This window comes from Streptomyces capillispiralis (assembly GCF_007829875.1).
Taxonomy (GTDB): Bacteria; Actinomycetota; Actinomycetes; order Streptomycetales; family Streptomycetaceae; genus Streptomyces; species Streptomyces capillispiralis.
Window position 1 is genome coordinate 5,922,131 of record NZ_VIWV01000001.1, and the last position, 17,522, is coordinate 5,939,652.

Here is a 17,522-nt window from a genome sequence, read left to right on the forward strand (position 1 = left end):
CGCCCGCCATTGTCCACGCCCGGCGGACCCGCTTACCCTTGATCGCCATGGCACCCACAGCAGACGGCAAGCGCCGCACGCGTGTCCACGTGGTCAGTGACGTGCACGGCAACGCCCGTGACCTGGCCCGGGCCGGCGACGGCGCCGACGCCCTGATCTGCCTGGGCGACCTGGTGCTCTTCCTCGACTACGCCGACCACTCGCGCGGCATCTTCCCCGACCTGTTCGGTACTGCGAACGCCGACCGCATCGTGGAGCTGCGCACCGCCCGCCGCTTCGAGGAGGCGCGCGCCTTCCAGCGCGAACTGTGGGCGGGCATCGGCACGGACCGGGCCGCGGCGATCGAGAAGGCGGTGCGCAAACAGTACGCCGAGCTGTTCGCCGCCTTCCCCACCCCGACGTACGCCACCTACGGCAACGTCGACATGCCGCCCCTGTGGCAGGAGTACGCCGGCCCCGGCACGACCGTCCTCGACGGGCAGCGGGCGGAGATCGGCGGCCGGACCTTCGGCTTCGTCGGCGGCGGCCTGCGCACCCCCATGCGCACCCCGTACGAGATCGACGACGAGGAGTACGCGGCGAAGATCGAGGCCGTCGGCGAGGTCGACGTGCTGTGCACCCACATCCCGCCGGAGGTGCCGGAGCTGGTCTACGACACCGTCGCGCGCCGCTTCGAGCGGGGCAGCCGGGCGCTGCTGGACGCCATCCGCCGCACCCGGCCCCGCTACGCCCTGTTCGGGCACGTGCACCAGCCCCTGGTGCGCCGGATGCGGATCGGCGCCACCGAGTGCGTCAACGTGGGGCACTTCGCGGGCAGCGGACGCCCCTGGGCGCTGGAGTGGTGAGGCCGCGCGGGCGCCGACGCCCCAGGTGGGGTGAGTGGGGCCGGCCGACCGCGCGGTAGCCTTCCGCTGCACAGGCGTGCGCTGCACTCGCGCACGGCGATTCCGAGTACCGGCCCGCATCCGGAGGAGCCACGGCGATGGCGGAACACACCAGCTCGAGCATCACGATCGAGGCGGCACCGGCCGATGTCATGGGGGTGATCGCCGACTTCGCCCGCTACCCGGACTGGACCGGTGAGGTGAAGGAGGCCGAGGTCATCGCGACCGACGGCCAGGGCCGCGCCGAGCAGGTGCGCCTTGTCATGGACGCCGGCGCGATCAAGGACGACCAGACCCTGGCGTACACCTGGACCGGCGAGCACGAGGTCTCCTGGACGCTGGTGAAGTCCCAGATGCTCCGCTCCCTCGACGGCTCCTACCTCCTCACCCCGGCCGCCGCGGGCACGACCGAGGTCACCTACCGGCTGACCGTCGACGTCAAGATCCCCATGCTCGGCATGATCAAGCGCAAGGCCGAGAAGGTCATCATCGACCGCGCCCTGGCGGGGCTGAAGAAGCGCGTGGAGGCGGGCCCGAAGTAGCGCGGAACGGCGCGCGGGGCACGCCGGGTAGCGTTCAGCCTCATGCGTACCCTCCTGATCACGGGCCCCGGCGGCGGCGGGCGGACCACCGTCGCGGCCGGCACCGCGCTCGCCGCAGCCCGTGCGGGCGCCCGCACCCTGGTGCTCGGCACCGACCGGACGGACACCCTGGGCGCGGTGCTCGGGGTGCCCGTCGGACCGGGGCCGGTCGAGGCCGCCCCGGGACTCACCGCCCGGCGCGTCGACCCCGACGCCGACTTCCGCGCCGACCTCACCGCCCTCCAGGACCGGGCCGCCTCCGCGCTGGACCTCCTCGGCGCCTCCCGGCTCGACCCCGAGGAGATCGCCCCGCTCCCCGGCGCCGAGGAACTCGCCGTCCTGCGCGCCCTGCGCGACGCCGCGCTGTCGGAGGAGTCGTACGACCTCGTCGTCGTGGACCTCCCGCCCGCCCCGCGCGCCCTCTCCCTCCTCGCCCTCCCCGAGGAACTGCGCCGCTACCTGCGCCGGCTGCTCCCGCCCGAGCGGCAGGCCGCCCGCGCCCTGCGCCCCGTCCTCGGCCGCCTCGCCGGCGTCCCGCTGCCCGCCGAGTGGCTGTACGAGACGGCGGCCCGCCTCGACCTGCAACTCGCCGCCGTCGAGGCCGTGCTCGCCGACCGCGGCACCGCCGTACGCCTGGTCGCCGAACCGGGCCCCGCCGGTGCCGACGCCGTCCGCACCGCGGCCCTCGGCCTCGCCCTGCGCGGACTGCGCACGGACGCGCTGATCGCCACCCGCGTACTGCCGGAGACCGACGCGGACAGCTGGCTCGCCGGCCCCGTCGCCCAGCAGCGCAAGACCCTGGAGGAGTGGCGCGAGACGTACGCCGTCCACCCGGTCGCCCACCTGGGACGCGACCCGCGCGGCACCGACGACCTCGCCGCCCTCGCCGTGCCCGCCGCCCCGGCGGAACCCGGCACCGTCGCCTGGCCGGTCACCGACCGGCTGGCCGACGACGGCGTCCTGGTCTGGCACATCCCCCTGCCGGACGCCCGCCGCGACGAACTCGACCTCGTCCGGCGCGGCGACGAACTCGTCGTCACCGCCGGACCGTTCCGCCGCGTCGTCCCGCTGCCCTCCGCGCTGCGCCGCTGCACCGTCGACGGCGCCGCCCTGCGCGAGGGCGAGCTGCGCATCCGGTTCCGGCCGGATCCGGGACTGTGGCCGCGCACCCCGTGAAGCGGTCACGGCCGTTCGGGTACCGTCGAAGGTGCCATCCGTAGTCAGGAGCCCGTCATGAGCGAACAGCTCCCCCCGTCCGACGACGCCGGGGACGAGAGCGCCGGCCAGCCGGTGGACGACGTGCGGGCGGCCGAGACCCACGCCGACGCCTGGGCGACCGCCGCCGCCGAGGACCTCGAGGCGGAGAAGACCCGCCGCCGGACCCAGTACGGACCGCCCCCCGGCTCCGCCGCCGAGGAGCTGAGGAAGCTCGTCGACGCCGTCGCCGACAAGCTCTCCGGCCTTCAGTCCCCGCTCCTCGGCGCGGTCGCCGGACCCGCCGCGCAGCAGGTGGTGCGCCAGGTCGTCGAGCAGGCGAAGGCCGCCGTCGAACCCGTCATCGAACGCAACCCGGACGTCTTCGACCACCTGGCCGCCGCCGGCAGCGAACTCCTCGCCGCCTACCGCTCCGCCGTCCAGGACCAGGAGCGCCGCTGGGCGGCCCGCGAGACCGATCCCCGCGACCTCGACGAGCGCCGGGACCGGGGCGACGACCCCGGCACCGGTCCCGGCGAGCGCATCGACCTGGACTGACACCCCGGTCCTCACGGGGTCCGGCCGGGCACTCCCATGATCCCCGCCGGTCCGCCCACCGTACGGACGGCGGGCCCCCGACGGCAGTGCCTCGGGTACCGTTGGCGGTAGCGGGGCTCGACCGGAACTGAGGGATTCATGGGACTCACCATCGGCGTCGACATCGGCGGCACGAAGATCGCGGCCGGCGTGGTCGACGAGGAAGGCAACATCCTCTCGACCCACAAGGTGCCGACCCCGGGCACGCCCGAGGGCATCGTGGACGCCATCGCCTCCGCGGTGGAGGGAGCGCGCGCGGGGCACGACATCGTCGGCGTGGGCATCGGTGCGGCCGGGTACGTCAACCGTCAGCGCTCCGAGGTCTACTTCGCGCCCAACATCCACTGGCGCAACGAGCCGCTCAAGGAGAAGGTCGAGGCCCGCACGGGTCTCCCGGTCGTCGTGGAGAACGACGCCAACGCGGCGGCGTGGGGCGAGTACAAGTTCGGCGCGGGCGCGGGCCACCGCAACGTCATCTGCATCACGCTCGGCACCGGCCTCGGCGGCGGCATCATCATCGGCAACAAGCTGCGCCGCGGCCACTTCGGCGTGGCCGCCGAGTTCGGCCACATCCGCATGGTGCCGGACGGCCTGCTGTGCGGCTGCGGCTCGCAGGGCTGCTGGGAGCAGTACGCCTCCGGCCGCGCCCTCGTCCGCTACGCCAAGCAGCGCGCCAACGCCACCCCCGAGAACGCGGAGACGCTGCTCGCCCTCGGCGACGGCACGCCCGACGGCATCGAGGGCAAGCACATCTCCATGGCCGCCCGCCAGGGCGACCGGGTGGCCGTCGACTCCTACCGCGAGCTGGCCCGCTGGGTCGGCGCCGGCCTCGCCGACCTGGCCTCCCTCTTCGACCCCTCCGCCTTCATCATCGGCGGCGGCCTCTCCGACGAGGGCGAACTGGTCCTCGGCCCGATCCGCAAGTCCTACAAGCGCTGGCTGGTGGGCAGCAACTGGCGCCCCGTCGCCGACGTCCTCGCCGCCCAGCTGGGCAACAAGGCGGGCCTGGTGGGCGCGGCGGACCTGGCCCGGGAGCCCGACCCCATCATGTGACCCGGCCCCACCCACGCACGGCAGCGCCCGCCCGACCCCTCCGGGGACGGCGGGCGCGGTCGTTCCCGGGGGGGCGGACATCCGCCCCCGTGCGGGCCCGCCGCCCGTACACGCCGGCTTGTACGGGCTCCGGGCGGGCCGGGCGCGTAACTCCGCGTGGCGTCCCGGCCGTTGTACGACCGCAAGGTGTGCAACCAGCGTGACAAGGGGGTCGTCGATGGCGAACGACAGCACACTTGAGTCGTCCGACAGTCTGAAGGCGTTCGGGGCGGCCCTGAGGACGTTCCGGCAACGTGCCCTGCTGACGCAGGAGCAGCTCGCCGAGCGGCTCAGCTACTCGCACGCCTCCGTCGCCTCGGTCGAGCAGGGCCGGCGGATGCCGACCGCCGCCTTCGTCGAGCGGGCGGAGGAGGAACTGGAGGCGTTCGGCGTGCTGCGGGCCATGATCCGGCACGTCGGGCGGCAGCGGGGGCTGGCGGTCTGGTTCCGGGAGTGGGCCCAGCTGGAGGAGGTCGCGGTCGCCCTGTGCACGTACGAGTGCCGGGTGGTGCCGGGGCTGCTCCAGACCGAGGCGTACACGCGGGCCGTCATGCTCAACGTGCCGCCGCCGCCCAGTGAGGAGCAACTGGAGCAGCGGATCGCCGCCCGGCTGGCGCGGCAGGAACTGCTCGGGCGCAGGCCGCCGATCGCGTTCAGCTTCATCGTCGAGGAGTCGGTGCTGCTGCGGCACACCGGGGGCGAGGACGTCACCCGGGAGCTGATCGACCATCTGCTCGCGTCCACCGAGTTGTGGAACGTAGAATTGCAGATCATGCCGTTGCGGCAGCCGTGTCACGCGGGGACGGACGGGCCGATGAGGCTTCTCGAGACTCCGGAACGGCAGTGGGTGGGGTACTCGGAAGGGCAGAAGACCGGGCAGCTCGTCTGTGACCGAGAAGCGGTGAGCGTCATGCAGATGCGCTATGCCAAGATGCGCTCACAGGCCTTGTCCCCGGCGGACTCGGTGGAGTTGTTGCGGCGGATGCGAGGAGCGCTATGAGCACCCACAGTGATCTGGACTGGTTCAAGAGCAGCTACAGCGGGTCCGAGGGCGACGACTGTGTGGAGGTCGCCTTCGCCGTCGGCGCCGTGCACGTGCGGGACTCCAAGACGCAGGACGGGCCCCGGTTCGCCGTGTCCCCGGATGCCTGGCGTGACTTCCTCGGGCGCGGGGAGCGCTGACCCGCCTCCCGTCGTGCGGGTCGGCGTATCTTGATCCATATGGCGACGACTCCGCTGCTGCCCGGCTCCCGGACCGAGTCCGATGGTTCGGCCGTCATCCGGGTCCTGAGTTACAACATCCGTTCGATGCGTGACGACACCGGCGCCCTCGCCCGGGTGATCACCGCCTGCGCCCCTGATCTGGTCCTGCTCCAGGAGGCGCCGCGGTTCTTCCGCTGGCGCAAGAAGCTGGCCCGGCTCGCCTCGGGGACGGGCCTCGTCGTCCTCTCCGGGGGCGCCACCGCCGCCGGGCCCGCGCTCCTGTGCTCCCTGCGGGCGACCGTCGAGCGCACCGAGGACGTGCTGCTGCCGCTCACCCCCGGGCAGCACCGGCGCGGGTTCGCCACCGCCGTCGTACGGTTCGGCGGCGCCCGGGTCGGGGTGCTGAGCTGTCACCTCTCCCTGGAGAAGGGCGAGCGGTACGAGCAGGGCGGCATGCTGCTCGACCGGCTCGCCGCGATGGGCGTGGAACACGCGGTCGCGGGCGGGGACCTCAACGAGCGGCCGGACGGGCGTGCCTTCCGGCGGCTGACCGAGTCCCTGACCGATTGCTGGGCGGCGGCCCCGTGGGGAGGCGAGCACACCTGGGTCCGCGACGCGCCCCACCGGCGGATCGACGCCCTCTTCACCACCAAGGGCGTCGAGGTCCTGGGCTGCGGGGTGCCGATCGAGCAGCCCGGGGTGAGCGCGGCGGACCTGAGGGCGGCCACGGACCACCTTCCGGTCCTGGCCGCCCTCCGGGTGCCCTCCGCCTGAGGGCCCTCAGACCACCGCGCCCCGCCCCGGGTCGTCGTCCTCGTCGTCCGTGCGCATGCGCATCACCAGGGTGGCGAAGCCGCCGAGGAAGCCGCCGATGCACAGGGTGGTCAGCCACCACGTCATCTCCCAGCCGAGCAGTATCGCCAGCAGCAGGAGCAGCGGGCCGCCGAGCACGCCCAGCCAGGCGAACTTCGAGGTGACGTCGGCATCCGGCAGCGGCGGCGGCTCCGGCGGCACGAAGTGGCCCTCGTCGGTCTCGTCGAGGTCGTCCTCCGAAGGCTCCCGCACGCTGTAGTCGCGCGGGCCGCCCACGCCGGGGGCGAAGGAGACGGAGCCGCCCAGCGGCTTGGCCGGCTTCTCCTCGGCCTTGCGCGGCGCCTCGGTCTGCACGCCGCCGCCCTCCTCGTTGGTCTCGGGCTCCAGCAGCGCCAGGTCCTCGACCGACTTGAACGGCTTGGCGCCCGGCGGGTCCGGGGGCTCCTCCCCGTACCCGGCGACGATCGCCGCCCACGCGGCGTCCTCGTCGAACGGGACGCCCTGCTCCTCCGGCTCGCGGCCCTCACGGCTCTCGCGGCCTTCACCGCCTTCACGGCCCTCGCGGTCCTCGCGGTCCTCGCGGTCCGAGTCGTGCTCAGCCACCTGCGGTCGTCCCTTCCTTGCCGAGACCCGGCTCCTCCACGGCGCCGGGTGCGAGCCGGCCGATGAACGCGGTGCTCTCCCGGAAGATCCGCTCCGCGTCGTAGTCCAACGTCGCCACGTGGTAGCTCTGTTCCAGCAGGACCTCCGTGACGTCCGTCGACGACACACGGCCGAGGATCCGCGCCGAGTCCGCGGGCGGCACCACATGGTCCTGCGGGCTGCGCAGGAGCAGCAGCGGCTGGGTGACCTGGGGCAGCTCGCCGTCGACGAGCCGGAAGAAGGTCCGCAGGGAGTGCGCCGCGTGCAGCGGCACCCGGTCGTACCCGAGCTCCCTGCCCGACGGCAGCGCGATGTCGCCGGCGACCCCCTTCGTCGCGGGCACGAGGTGGCGGAGCACCGGAAGGGCGTGCGCGGCCACCCCGTGCACCTTGTTCGCCGGGTTGACGACCATCACCCCGCTCACCGTGTCCCCGTGCCGCGCGGCCAGCCGCAGCGCCAGCGCGCCGCCCATCGACAGCCCCGCCACGAAGACCCGGGCACCGCGGTCCGCCAGCAGCCGCAGCTCGCGGTCCACCTGGGCGTACCAGTCCTGCCAGCCGGTGACCCCGAGGTCCTGCCAGCGGGTGCCGTGCCCGGGCAGCAGCGGCAGCGAGACGGTCAGGCCGCGCCCGGCGAGGTGCTCGGCCCAGGGACGCAGCGACTGCGGCGAACCGGTGAAGCCGTGGCAGAGCAGGACGGCGGTCTCCCCGCCCTCGTGGCGGAACGGCTCGGCTCCGGTCAGGAGCGGCACCTTCGGCCTCCTGTTCGTAGGAAGGTCACGATGATCGCGGCAGGCGCCGCACACAGGTTGCAGGACCTTCACCGTACGCGACCGCACTGACACCGACCAGGGCCGCAGGGGCCTTTGACGGTGCTCCGGGATATGGTCTGACCAACACGCACGGGAGGCACTCGGTTGTTGTACGGCACGATGAAGGTCGCCATCGGAGGGCCGCTGAAGCTCGCCTTCAGGCCCTGGGTGGAGGGCCTGGAGAACATCCCCGCCGAGGGCCCGGCCGTCCTGGCCAGCAACCACCTGTCGTTCTCCGACTCCTTCTTCCTCCCGGCCGTCCTGGACCGCAAGGTCACCTTCATCGCCAAGGCCGAGTACTTCACCACGCCCGGCGTGAAGGGCCGGCTGACGGCCGCCTTCTTCAAGGGCGTGGGCCAGCTCCCGGTGGACCGCTCCGGGGCGCGCGGCGCCGGTGAGGCGGCGATCAGGAGCGGCATCGAGGTGCTGGAGCGCGGCGAGCTGTTCGGGATCTACCCCGAAGGCACCCGCTCGCCCGACGGGCGGCTCTACCGCGGCAAGCCCGGCGGCCTCGCGCGCGTCGCGCTGGCCACCGGCGCGCCCGTGATCCCGGTCGCCATGATCGACACGGAGAAGATCCAGCCGCCCGGACAGGTGATGCCGAAGCTGATGCGCCCCGGCATCCGGATCGGCCGGCCGCTGGACTTCACCCGCTACCAGGGCATGGAGCACGACCGCTTCGTCCTGCGCGCGGTGACCGACGAGGTCATGTACGAGATCATGAAGCTCTCCGGCCAGGAGTACGTCGACATGTACGCCACCGCCATGAAGCGGCAGCTCACGGAGGCGGCCAAGGCCGAGAAGGAAGCGGAGAAGGCGGCCAGGGCCGCCCGCGCGCGCACGGAGAAGGAACAGGCCGACAAGCTCAAGGCCGCGATGGAGCAGGCCGACCGGGAGCGCACCGAGCGGCAGTCCGGCCCCTAGACGGGGCACAGGGCCGGACGGGGCACAGGGGGAGTGGGGGACATGGCCAGGCGCGAGAAAGTCATGCGCATGTCGGTCGAGCAGCCGCTGTGGCGCGCGCTCGCCGGCTACCGGATCCTCGCCCTGGTGTACGCGGTCGGCCTGTTCGCCACCGCCCACGAGACGTTCACCCGCCCCTGGCTCGCCGTCGGCTACTTCGTCCTCCTGGCGGTGTGGACGGCGGCCACCCTGCCCAAGGTCTCGGGCGCCGCGGCCTGCACCAAGCGCTTCCTGACCGCCGACCTGACCATCGCGCTGGCCGGCATCCTGCTCACCCCCCTCGCCGACACCCACGAACGCGTCCAGGCGGGCGGTCCCACCCTGCCCTCCATATGGACCGCCGGATCGGTGCTCGCGTTCGCCATCAAGGGCGGCTGGCGCTGGGCCGCCCTCGCCTCCACCCTCGTCGCCGTCGCCAACCTCGTCGAGCGCGGCAGCCCCGCCCGCGACACCGTGCACAACGTGATGCTCGTATGGGTCGCCTCCATCGCCATCGGCTACGTCGTCGAGGTCGCCCGCGCCTCCGAGCGCACTCTCGCCCGAGCCCTGGAGATCGAGGCCGCGACCAGGGAGCGCGAGCGCCTCGCGCGGGACATCCACGACAGCGTGCTCCAGGTGCTGGCCATGGTGCAGCGCCGGGGCGCGGTGATCGGCGGCGAGGCCGCCGAGCTGGGCCGGCTGGCCGGGGAGCAGGAGGTGGCGCTGCGCACCCTGGTCTCCGGCGGTCTCGTCCCGGTCTCCCGCGCCTCCGAGGACGCCGCCCGGGGCGCCGTCGTACGGGCCGTGGAGCAGGACGAGGACGACAGCGGCGACGACGGGCCGGTCGACCTGCGCACGCTGCTCGCCCCGTACGCCGGAGCGCTGGTCAGCCTCGCCGAGCCCGGAGCGCCGGTGCCGCTCGCACCGGCCGCCGCGCGGGAGGTGGCCGCCGCCGTCGGGGCCGCCCTGGACAACGTCCGCAGGCACGCGGGGGAGCGGGCGCGCGCCTGGATCCTGGTCGAGGACGAACCGGACGAGGTGATCGTCACCGTCCGCGACGACGGCCCCGGCATCCCCGAGGGCCGGCTCGCCCAGGCCGAGGGCGAGGGCCGCCTCGGCGTGGCCCTGTCCATCCGCGGCCGGCTGCGCGACCTCGGCGGCAGCGCGGAACTCGTCTCGGTGCCCGGGCAGGGCACGGAGGTCGAACTGAAGGTGCCCAAGGACGCGAAGGAAACGAACGACCCACGGGGGAAGGCGGAACAGCGATGACGGACACCACCGGGGACCGCGGGGGACCGATCAGGGTCATGGTGGTCGACGACCACCCCATGTGGCGCGACGCCGTCGCCCGCGACCTGTCCGAGTCCGGCTTCGAGGTCGTCGCCACCGCCGGGGACGGCGACCAGGCGGTGCGCCGCGCCAAGGCCGTCGCACCCGACGTCCTCGTCCTCGACCTGAACCTGCCCGCCAAGCCCGGCGTCCAGGTCTGCAAGGAGGTCGTCGCCGCCGACCCCGCCGTCCGGGTGCTGGTGCTCTCGGCCAGCGGCGAGCACGCCGACGTCCTGGAGGCGGTGAAGTCCGGCGCCACCGGCTACCTGCTGAAGTCCGCCTCCACCGAGGAGCTCCAGGACGCGGTGCGGCGTACCGCCGCCGGCGACCCGGTGTTCACCCCCGGCCTGGCCGGACTGGTCCTCGGCGAGTACCGCCGCCTCGCCTCCGAACCGGCCGGCGCCACCACCGCCGGCGGTGAGTCCGACGCGCCCCGGCTGACCGACCGGGAGACCGAGGTGCTGCGCCTGGTCGCCAAGGGACTGAGCTACAAGCAGATCGCCGAACGGCTCGTCATCTCCCACCGCACCGTGCAGAACCACGTGCAGAACACCCTCGGCAAACTCCAGCTGCACAACCGCGTGGAACTCGTCCGCTACGCCATCGAGCGCGGCCTCGACGACGAGTAGGCGCGGCAACGGCCCGTAGCCGCCCGGGAATTGACCGTCCCGGGGATGCCGATGTGACCCGGATCACCCTTACCGTGCCAGGTGGGAACCAACGGCATGTCGGCAACCACGGCGAAGGGACACTTCCATGCGCGTCGGAATACTGACCGGGGGCGGTGACTGCCCCGGGCTCAACGCCGTCATCCGGGCCGTCGTCCGCAAGGGCGTCCAGGAGTACGGCTACGACTTCACCGGATTCCGGGACGGCTGGCGCGGCCCCCTCGACGGGCACACCGTCCCCCTCGGCATCCCCGCCGTGCGCGGCATCCTCCCGCGCGGCGGCACCATCCTCGGCTCCTCCCGGACCAACCCCCTCAACCAGGAGAACGGCATCCGGAGGATCAAGGACAACCTCACCGCGCTGGGCGTGGACGCGCTCGTCACCATCGGCGGCGAGGACACCCTCGGCGTCGCCACCCGGCTCACCGACGAGTACGGCATCCCGTGCGTGGGCGTCCCCAAGACCATCGACAACGACCTCTCCGCCACCGACTACACCTTCGGCTTCGACACCGCCGTCGGCATCGCCACCGAGGCCATCGACCGGCTGCACACCACGGCCGAATCGCACATGCGGGTCCTGGTCGTGGAGGTGATGGGCCGTCACGCCGGCTGGATCGCCCTCCACTCGGGACTGGCCGGCGGCGCCAACGTCATCCTCATCCCCGAGCAGCCCTTCGACGTCGACCGGGTGTGCGATTGGGTGACGTCCCGGTTCCGCGCCTCGTACGCGCCGATCGTCGTCGTCGCCGAGGGCGCCGTCCCACGGGACGGCGACATGGTGCTCAAGGACGCGTCGCTGGACTCCTTCGGACATGTCCGGCTCTCCGGCGTCGGCGAATGGCTGGCCAAGCAGATCGAGAAGCGCACCGGCAAGGAGGCCCGCACCACGGTCCTCGGACACGTCCAGCGGGGCGGCACGCCCAGCGCCTTCGACCGCTGGCTCGCCACCCGGTTCGGACTCCACGCCATCGACTGCGTGCGCGACGGGGACTTCGGCACGATGGTCGCCCTCAGCGGCACCGACATCGTCCGCGTCCCGATCGCCGACGCCACCGCCCGGCTGAAGACGGTGGATCCGGCGCTCTACGAGGAGGCCGGGGTCTTCTTCGGCTGACCACCCCGCCTCCCGCGACGCCACCCCGCGAGCACGCCGGCCGCGGCATATTCTCGCTCGTACGGCAGCAAACCCGGCACAACCCCCGGAGGGACCCCGTGGAGATCCTGGCGTTCGGTGTGCAGGCCGACGAGAAGCCCCTGATCGAGCGGGCCTTCGCGGACCACCACGAGGTACGCGGCCTCGACGTCTTCCTCAACGAGGACACCGCCCCCATCGCCGCCGGCCACGAGATCATCTCCACCAGCGTCAACTGCGACCTCGGCGCCCGGGTCCTCGCGGACCTCGCGGCCGGCGGCACCCGGATGGTCGCCCAGCGCTCCACCGGCTTCAACAACATCGACCTCGACGTCGCCGAACGGCTCGGCCTGACCGTCGCCCGGGTGTCGTCCTACTCGCCCTACTCGGTCGCCGAGTTCGCCTGGACCCTCGCCATGGCGGTCAACCGGCGGGTGGTCCGCGCCTCCACCCGCACCCGCGACTTCGACTTCCGGCTCGACGGACTGATGGGCCGCGACCTGCACGGCCGCACCGCCGGCGTGCTCGGCACCGGCAGGATCGGCGAGGCGTTCACCCGGATCGCCCACGGCTTCGGCATGCGCCTGCTCGGCTGGGACGTCACCGAGAACCCCGCCTGCCGGGACCTCGGCATGACCTACGTCCCCAAGGAGCAGTTGCTCGCCGAGTCCGACCTGATCACCCTGCACGTCCCGCTGCTGCCCGCCACCCGGCACCTCATCGACGCCGACGCCCTGAAGACCATGCGGGACGACGCCATCCTGGTGAACTCCAGCCGGGGCGGCCTCATCGACACCGCGGCCCTCGTCGCCGAACTGCGCGAGGGCCGCTTCACCGGCGTCGGACTCGACGTGTACGAGGCGGAGGCCGGGCTGTTCTTCCTCGACCGGTCCCTGGAGGCCGTCGACGACGACACCCTGGCCCGCCTCGTCACCTTCCCGAACGTCCTGGTCACGTCCCACCAGGCGTACTACACCGTGGACGCCGTCGGGCAGATCGTCCGGACCACGGTGGACAACGTCCTCGACTACACCGCCGGCCGCCGCTCCGGGAACGTCCTGGTGCCGCGCAGCTGACCCACCAGGTCCCGGACGATCGCGGCGCCGTTCAGGGTCAGCACCGACTCGGGGTGGAACTGCACCCCGGCGAAGCCGGGCCCGCGCAGCGCGTGCACCTCGCCGTCGGCCGCGCGGCTCACCTCCACGCCGTGCGCGGCCAGCTCCCGCGCGGTGTCCTCGTCGCAGCGCGCCACGAAGCTGTTGTAGAAGCCGACCGTCTCCGTCCGCCCGAACAGGTCGATCTCCGTCTGCGCCCCCTGGTGGGGAACCGCCTTGCGTACGGTCTCCAGGCCCAGCTCGGCAGCGATCAGCTCATGGCCGAGGCAGACCCCGAGGACGCCGTGCCGGTTCTCCCCGATCACCTCGGCGGTCAGCGCGCGCAGGAACCGCATCCTCGGGTCGGCCGTGTCCGCGGGGTCACCCGGGCCCGGGCCCAGCACCAGCGGCCCCTCGTGCGCCAGGACCGCCTCCCGCAGCCCCGGCTCGTCGTACCGCCGCACGGTCACGTCCAGACCGGCGGCACGCAGCACGTGCGCGAGCATCGCGGTGAAGGTGTCCTCCCCGTCGACGACCAGCGCGTGGCCGGTGAGCGCGTCCGACCGCTCCTGCATCCGCAGCCAGAACGGCGCCAGCGAGGCCCGCCGCCCGTCCAGCGCCGCCCGCACCCGGGGGTCGTCGGCCAGCCCCGGCCGTACGGACTCCGCGCGCGGCCGCCCGGGACGCACGCCCAGCGCGGCCAGCACCCCGGCCGCCTTGGCGTGGGTCTCCGCGACCTCGCCCGCCGGGTCCGAGCCGCGCACCAGCGTGGCCCCGACCGGCACCCGCAGCCGCCCGGCCGCGTCGATGTCGGCGGTGCGGATCAGGATGGGGGAGTCCAGCGTCTGGGCGCCGCCCTCGTCGCGGCCGATGAGCGCCAGCGCGCCCGCGTAGTAGCCGCGCCCGCCGGACTCGTGCCGTTCGATCACCCGGCAGGCGTTCTGCACCGGCGACCCGGTGACGGTCGCCGCGAACAGGGTCTCCCTCAGCACCTCGCGCACGTCCAGCGAGGACCGGCCGCGCAGCTCGTACTCGGTGTGCGCCAGGTGCGCCATCTCCTTCAGCCGGGGCCCGACCACGACCCCGCCCATGTCCCCGACGGTGCACATCATCTTGAGCTCCTCGTCGACGACCATCGACAGCTCCTCGATCTCCTTGCCGTCGGCGAGGAACTCCAGCAGGTGCTCGGGGGTGGGCCCCTCGGCCGGGTAGCGGTAGGTGCCGCTGATCGGGTTCATCACGACCGTCCCGCCGGACGCCCGCACATGCACCTCAGGGCTGGCCCCGACCAGCGTCCGCTCCCCGGTGTGCACGACGAACGTCCAGTACGCGCCCCGCTCGCCCTCCAGCAGCCGCCGGAACAGGGCGAGCGCGTCGGCCCGCCCGAACCCGGGGATCGCACCCTCGTACGTCCGCCGGATCACGAAGTTGGCGCCCTCGCCCCGCGCGATCTCCTCGTCCAGGACCCGGCCGACGATCCGCGCGTACTCCTCGTCGCCGACGTCGAAGCCGCCGCCCTCCACCCGGACGTCATGGGCGGGGAGCCGGTCGAGGGCCTCGGCGAGCGGGATCTCGTACCGCTCCTCGGGCGTCAGCACCAGCAGCGGGGTGCCGTCGTCGCGGACGTCGAAGCCGCGCTCGCGGATCTGCCGGAAGGGGACGACCGCCAGGCACTCGTCGGGCAGCTCGGCCAGGAGGTCACGGGTGCCGACCGGGCCGATCAGCAGCTCGACCACGTCGCCGTCCCCGGCGGGGCGGCCCGGCGTGCGGCGGCGCAGGAGGGCGAAGGGGCGTTCGTCGTGCGGGAGCTGTGCCAGGTCCATGGTGGGCCTTCCTCGTTTCGTCGCTGTCATGAGCGTGAGGAACGACCCCGGAAAAACCGAAGGCCGCCCCTCGGGCGGCCTTCGCGCAGTCTGTGCGTACGCGCAGTCAGTGGGCCGCCGGAAGAGCGGGCCACCACCAGTTCTGGGTCGAGTGCGCGAACATGGCAGGCACGCTACACGATGTGACGCGTGACGCGTGCGGCCGATGTTCCCTCCCCCGACGCGGGGATCCCGGATCCGGCCGGGCGTCCGGCCGAGCGGCTCCCGTCTCATTTGTTGAGCGCCGGGATGGACGGCCGATGCGACCGCGTACTGTGGGCGTGTGACCGTGAACGCTGATTCTCAAAGCGTCGCCGCTCAGGCGACCTGGCGAAACCTGCCTGCGGCGCAGCAGCCCGAGTACCCGGATGCCGAGGCTCTGCGCGATGTGATCGCCGAGCTCGAAACGTATCCCCCGCTGGTGTTCGCCGGCGAGTGCGACCAGCTGCGCGCGCGTATGGCGGCCGTTGCGCGGGGTGAGGCGTTTCTGCTCCAGGGCGGTGACTGTGCCGAGTCCTTCGACGCGGTGTCCGCCGAGCACATCCGGGCGAAGCTGAAGACTCTCCTCCAGATGGGCGCCGTCCTCACGTACGCCGCCTCCGTGCCGGTCGTGAAGGTCGGGCGGATCGCCGGCCAGTACTCCAAGCCGCGCTCCAAGCCCACCGAGACCCGCGACGGCGTGACGCTGCCCACCTACCGGGGCGACTCCGTCAACGGCTTCGACTTCACCGAAGCGGCCCGGATCCCGGACCCCGAGCGGCTGAAGCGCATGTACCACGCCTCGGCCTCCACGCTGAACCTGGTGCGCGCCTTCACCACCGGCGGCTACGCCGACCTGCGCCAGGTGCACGCCTGGAACCAGGACTTCGTGAAGTCGTCCCCGTCCGGCCAGCGCTACGAGCAGCTCGCCCGCGAGATCGACAACGCGCTGCACTTCATGCACGCCTGCGGGGCCGACCCGGAGGAGTTCAAGACCGTCGAGTTCTTCTCCTCGCACGAGGCGCTGCTGCTCGACTACGAGTCCGCGCTCACCCGCGTCGACTCCCGCACGGGGCAGCTGTACGACGTCTCCGGGCACATGGTGTGGATCGGTGAGCGCACCCGGCAGCTGGACTACGCGCACATCGAGTTCGCCTCGAAGATCCGCAACCCGATCGGCATCAAGCTCGGCCCGAGCACCACGGCCGAGGAGGCGTTGCAGTACATCGACCGCCTCGACCCCGAGCGCGAGCCCGGCCGGCTGACCTTCATCGTCCGGATGGGCGCGGACAAGGTCCGCGACAAGCTCCCCGAGCTGGTCGAGAAGGTCACGGCCTCCGGCGCCACGGTGGCCTGGGTGACCGACCCGATGCACGGGAACACCTTCGAGGCGGCCTCCGGTCACAAGACCCGCCGCTTCGACGACGTGCTCGACGAGGTCAAGGGCTTCTTCGAGGTCCACAAGGGGCTCGGCACCCACCCGGGCGGCATCCACGTGGAGCTCACCGGTGACGACGTCACCGAGTGCGTGGGCGGCGGCGACGAGATCTTCGTCGACGACCTGCACCAGCGCTACGAGACGGCCTGCGACCCGCGGCTCAACCGCAGCCAGTCGCTGGACCTGGCGTTCCTCGTCGCGGAGATGTACCGCGACCAGTGACCGTTTCCGCCGCTGACCAGCGGCGAAGGGGGTGGGGCGCGGATCACATGGGACCGCGCCCCACCCCCCTTTTGTGCCCTCGGGGCGACAGGTAAGGTTAGGTTAGCCTCACCGATTCAGGGTCGGTAGGGCATGACCCAGCACTTCGTCGGGAGGTGAACCGCGTGTTCGTCTGCAGCTGCTTCGGCGTGACCGAGGAACAGGTGAAGAGCCACGCGGAGGCCGGCGCGTGCACCCCTCGGCAGATCGCCTCGGCCTGCAAGGCGGGCACCGACTGCGGCGGCTGTGTGCGGCGCATCCAGGCGCTGCTCGGCCGCGGCGCCTGCCCCCGCCGGGACCTGGCCGACCGGGCGGAGCCGTCGCTCACGGCGAAGCTGCCGGAAGCCGCTTAGCCCGGTTCTCAGTGCGTGGAGAAGCCGCTCGTTCCCGGGCCCGAGGCGTCGGGCTGGGACTGCTCGACGACCGTCGACAGGTACAGGGCCTCGCCCAGCTTCTCGATCAGCTCCAGCTGGGTGTCCAGGTAGTCGATGTGGTGCTCCTCGTCGGCCAGGATCGCCTCGAAGATGTTGGCCGACGTGATGTCGTTCTTGTTGCGCATGACCTCCACCCCCCGGCGCAGTCGGTCGATCGCCTCCAGTTCGATCTCCCGGTCGGCCTGGAACATCTCGGTGACCGTCTGGCCGACCCGGACGTGGAACAACCGCTGGTAGTTCGGCAGGCCGTCGAGCAGGAGGATGCGGTCGGTGAGCACCTCGGCGTGCCGCATCTCGTCGAAGGACTCGGCGCGCGTGTACTGGGCGAGTTTCGTCCAGCCCTTGTGGTCCTGCAGCTTCGAGTGCAGGAAGTACTGGTTGATGGCCGTCAGCTCGGCGGTCAGCTGCTCGTTGAGGAATTCGATGACCTCGGGGTCGCCCTGCATCGCATGGGCTCCTTCCGCGCGGGGGAACTGGCAGGTTGGGGCGCATGATTGCACCGGCGCGGAAGATCGTCCAGTAAGTCTTCACTTAGTAAGTAAGTCCATGCTTAGTCGATTTCG

At 72.6% G+C, this 17,522-nt stretch carries 20 protein-coding genes; 15 read left to right on the forward strand and 5 right to left on the reverse strand.

Annotation, left to right across the window (positions count from 1 at the left end; all coding sequences use genetic code 11):
• The first annotated feature begins 47 nt into the window (after positions 1 to 47).
• The 8 genes from FHX78_RS25770 to FHX78_RS25805 all read left to right on the forward strand — a co-directional run bounded on the left by FHX78_RS25770 (position 48) and on the right by FHX78_RS25805 (position 6,325).
• Positions 48 to 845: a metallophosphoesterase family protein gene (locus FHX78_RS25770; RefSeq protein WP_145869781.1), complete on the forward strand. Its 798-nt coding sequence runs from the start codon at positions 48 to 50 to the stop codon at positions 843 to 845.
• A gap of 137 nt (positions 846 to 982) precedes the next feature.
• Positions 983 to 1,426 carry an SRPBCC family protein gene (locus FHX78_RS25775; RefSeq protein WP_145869782.1) on the forward strand — a complete coding sequence of 148 codons (444 nt, stop codon included), beginning with the start codon at positions 983 to 985 and terminating at the stop codon, positions 1,424 to 1,426.
• Between the two features lie 42 nt (positions 1,427 to 1,468).
• A complete protein-coding gene (locus tag FHX78_RS25780; RefSeq protein WP_145869783.1) occupies positions 1,469 to 2,641 on the forward strand; it encodes an ArsA family ATPase in 1,173 nt (390 codons plus the stop codon).
• Between the two features lie 57 nt (positions 2,642 to 2,698).
• A complete protein-coding gene (locus FHX78_RS25785) occupies positions 2,699 to 3,217 on the forward strand; it encodes a DUF5304 domain-containing protein (protein WP_145869784.1) in 519 nt (172 codons plus the stop codon).
• Between the two features lie 138 nt (positions 3,218 to 3,355).
• Positions 3,356 to 4,309, forward strand: a complete 954-nt coding sequence (locus tag FHX78_RS25790; protein ID WP_145869785.1) for an ROK family glucokinase — start codon at positions 3,356 to 3,358, stop codon at positions 4,307 to 4,309.
• Positions 4,310 to 4,526: 217 nt separating this feature from the next.
• A complete protein-coding gene (locus tag FHX78_RS25795; RefSeq protein ID WP_145869786.1) occupies positions 4,527 to 5,348 on the forward strand; it encodes a helix-turn-helix domain-containing protein in 822 nt (273 codons plus the stop codon).
• A complete protein-coding gene (locus FHX78_RS25800) occupies positions 5,345 to 5,530 on the forward strand; it encodes a DUF397 domain-containing protein (protein WP_145869787.1) in 186 nt (61 codons plus the stop codon). The genes FHX78_RS25795 and FHX78_RS25800 overlap by 4 nt, the downstream gene beginning before the upstream one ends.
• A 39-nt stretch (positions 5,531 to 5,569) precedes the next feature.
• Positions 5,570 to 6,325, forward strand: a complete 756-nt coding sequence (locus tag FHX78_RS25805) for an endonuclease/exonuclease/phosphatase family protein (protein WP_145869788.1) — start codon at positions 5,570 to 5,572, stop codon at positions 6,323 to 6,325.
• A gap of 6 nt (positions 6,326 to 6,331) precedes the next feature.
• On the opposite strand, the gene FHX78_RS25810 is transcribed toward FHX78_RS25805, so the two are convergent.
• Positions 6,332 to 6,967 (reverse strand): hypothetical protein, encoded by a 636-nt coding sequence (locus FHX78_RS25810; protein WP_145869789.1) that lies wholly within the window; start codon positions 6,965 to 6,967, stop codon positions 6,332 to 6,334.
• A complete protein-coding gene (locus FHX78_RS25815; protein ID WP_145869790.1) occupies positions 6,960 to 7,757 on the reverse strand; it encodes an alpha/beta hydrolase in 798 nt (265 codons plus the stop codon). Before FHX78_RS25815 ends, FHX78_RS25810 begins: the two co-directional genes overlap by 8 nt.
• Positions 7,758 to 7,937: 180 nt before the next feature.
• Between FHX78_RS25815 and FHX78_RS25820 the strand changes: the two genes are divergently transcribed.
• The 5 genes from FHX78_RS25820 (at position 7,938) to FHX78_RS25840 (ending at position 12,967) form a co-directional block, all read left to right on the forward strand.
• On the forward strand, positions 7,938 to 8,741 hold the full coding sequence (locus FHX78_RS25820) for a lysophospholipid acyltransferase family protein (RefSeq protein ID WP_145872159.1): 804 nt from the start codon (positions 7,938 to 7,940) through the stop codon (positions 8,739 to 8,741).
• Between the two features lie 42 nt (positions 8,742 to 8,783).
• The gene (macS, locus tag FHX78_RS25825; protein ID WP_145869791.1) at positions 8,784 to 10,028 is read left to right on the forward strand and encodes a MacS family sensor histidine kinase; all 1,245 of its coding nucleotides are present in this window, start codon (positions 8,784 to 8,786) and stop codon (positions 10,026 to 10,028) included.
• On the forward strand, positions 10,025 to 10,717 hold the full coding sequence (locus tag FHX78_RS25830) for a response regulator (protein ID WP_145869792.1): 693 nt from the start codon (positions 10,025 to 10,027) through the stop codon (positions 10,715 to 10,717). Before macS ends, FHX78_RS25830 begins: the two co-directional genes overlap by 4 nt.
• 127 nt (positions 10,718 to 10,844) lie before the next feature.
• Complete coding sequence (locus FHX78_RS25835) at positions 10,845 to 11,873, forward strand: 6-phosphofructokinase (RefSeq protein ID WP_145869793.1); 1,029 nt, start codon at positions 10,845 to 10,847, stop codon at positions 11,871 to 11,873.
• A 98-nt stretch (positions 11,874 to 11,971) separates the two neighbouring features.
• Positions 11,972 to 12,967: a 2-hydroxyacid dehydrogenase gene (locus FHX78_RS25840; protein WP_145869794.1), complete on the forward strand. Its 996-nt coding sequence runs from the start codon at positions 11,972 to 11,974 to the stop codon at positions 12,965 to 12,967.
• Here the strand turns inward: FHX78_RS25840 and FHX78_RS25845 are convergent.
• Complete coding sequence (locus tag FHX78_RS25845; RefSeq protein ID WP_145869795.1) at positions 12,919 to 14,808, reverse strand: anthranilate synthase family protein; 1,890 nt, start codon at positions 14,806 to 14,808, stop codon at positions 12,919 to 12,921. The two genes, FHX78_RS25840 and FHX78_RS25845, sit on opposite strands and share 49 nt — an antisense overlap.
• 106 nt (positions 14,809 to 14,914) lie before the next feature.
• The gene (locus FHX78_RS38225) at positions 14,915 to 14,971 is read right to left on the reverse strand and encodes a trp operon leader peptide (protein WP_190117052.1); all 57 of its coding nucleotides are present in this window, start codon (positions 14,969 to 14,971) and stop codon (positions 14,915 to 14,917) included.
• Positions 14,972 to 15,130: 159 nt separating this feature from the next.
• Between FHX78_RS38225 and FHX78_RS25855 the strand changes: the two genes are divergently transcribed.
• Together FHX78_RS25855 and FHX78_RS25860 are read left to right on the forward strand one after the other, a co-directional pair.
• Entirely contained in the window at positions 15,131 to 16,486 is a 1,356-nt protein-coding gene (locus FHX78_RS25855) for a class II 3-deoxy-7-phosphoheptulonate synthase (RefSeq protein ID WP_145869797.1), read from the forward strand.
• 155 nt (positions 16,487 to 16,641) lie between these two features.
• On the forward strand, positions 16,642 to 16,878 hold the full coding sequence (locus tag FHX78_RS25860) for a (2Fe-2S)-binding protein (protein ID WP_189908693.1): 237 nt from the start codon (positions 16,642 to 16,644) through the stop codon (positions 16,876 to 16,878).
• An 8-nt stretch (positions 16,879 to 16,886) separates the two neighbouring features.
• Here FHX78_RS25860 and bfr read toward each other — a convergent pair whose 3' ends face one another.
• Positions 16,887 to 17,405 (reverse strand): bacterioferritin, encoded by a 519-nt coding sequence (gene bfr, locus FHX78_RS25865; RefSeq protein WP_145869799.1) that lies wholly within the window; start codon positions 17,403 to 17,405, stop codon positions 16,887 to 16,889.
• Positions 17,406 to 17,522 lie beyond the last annotated feature (117 nt).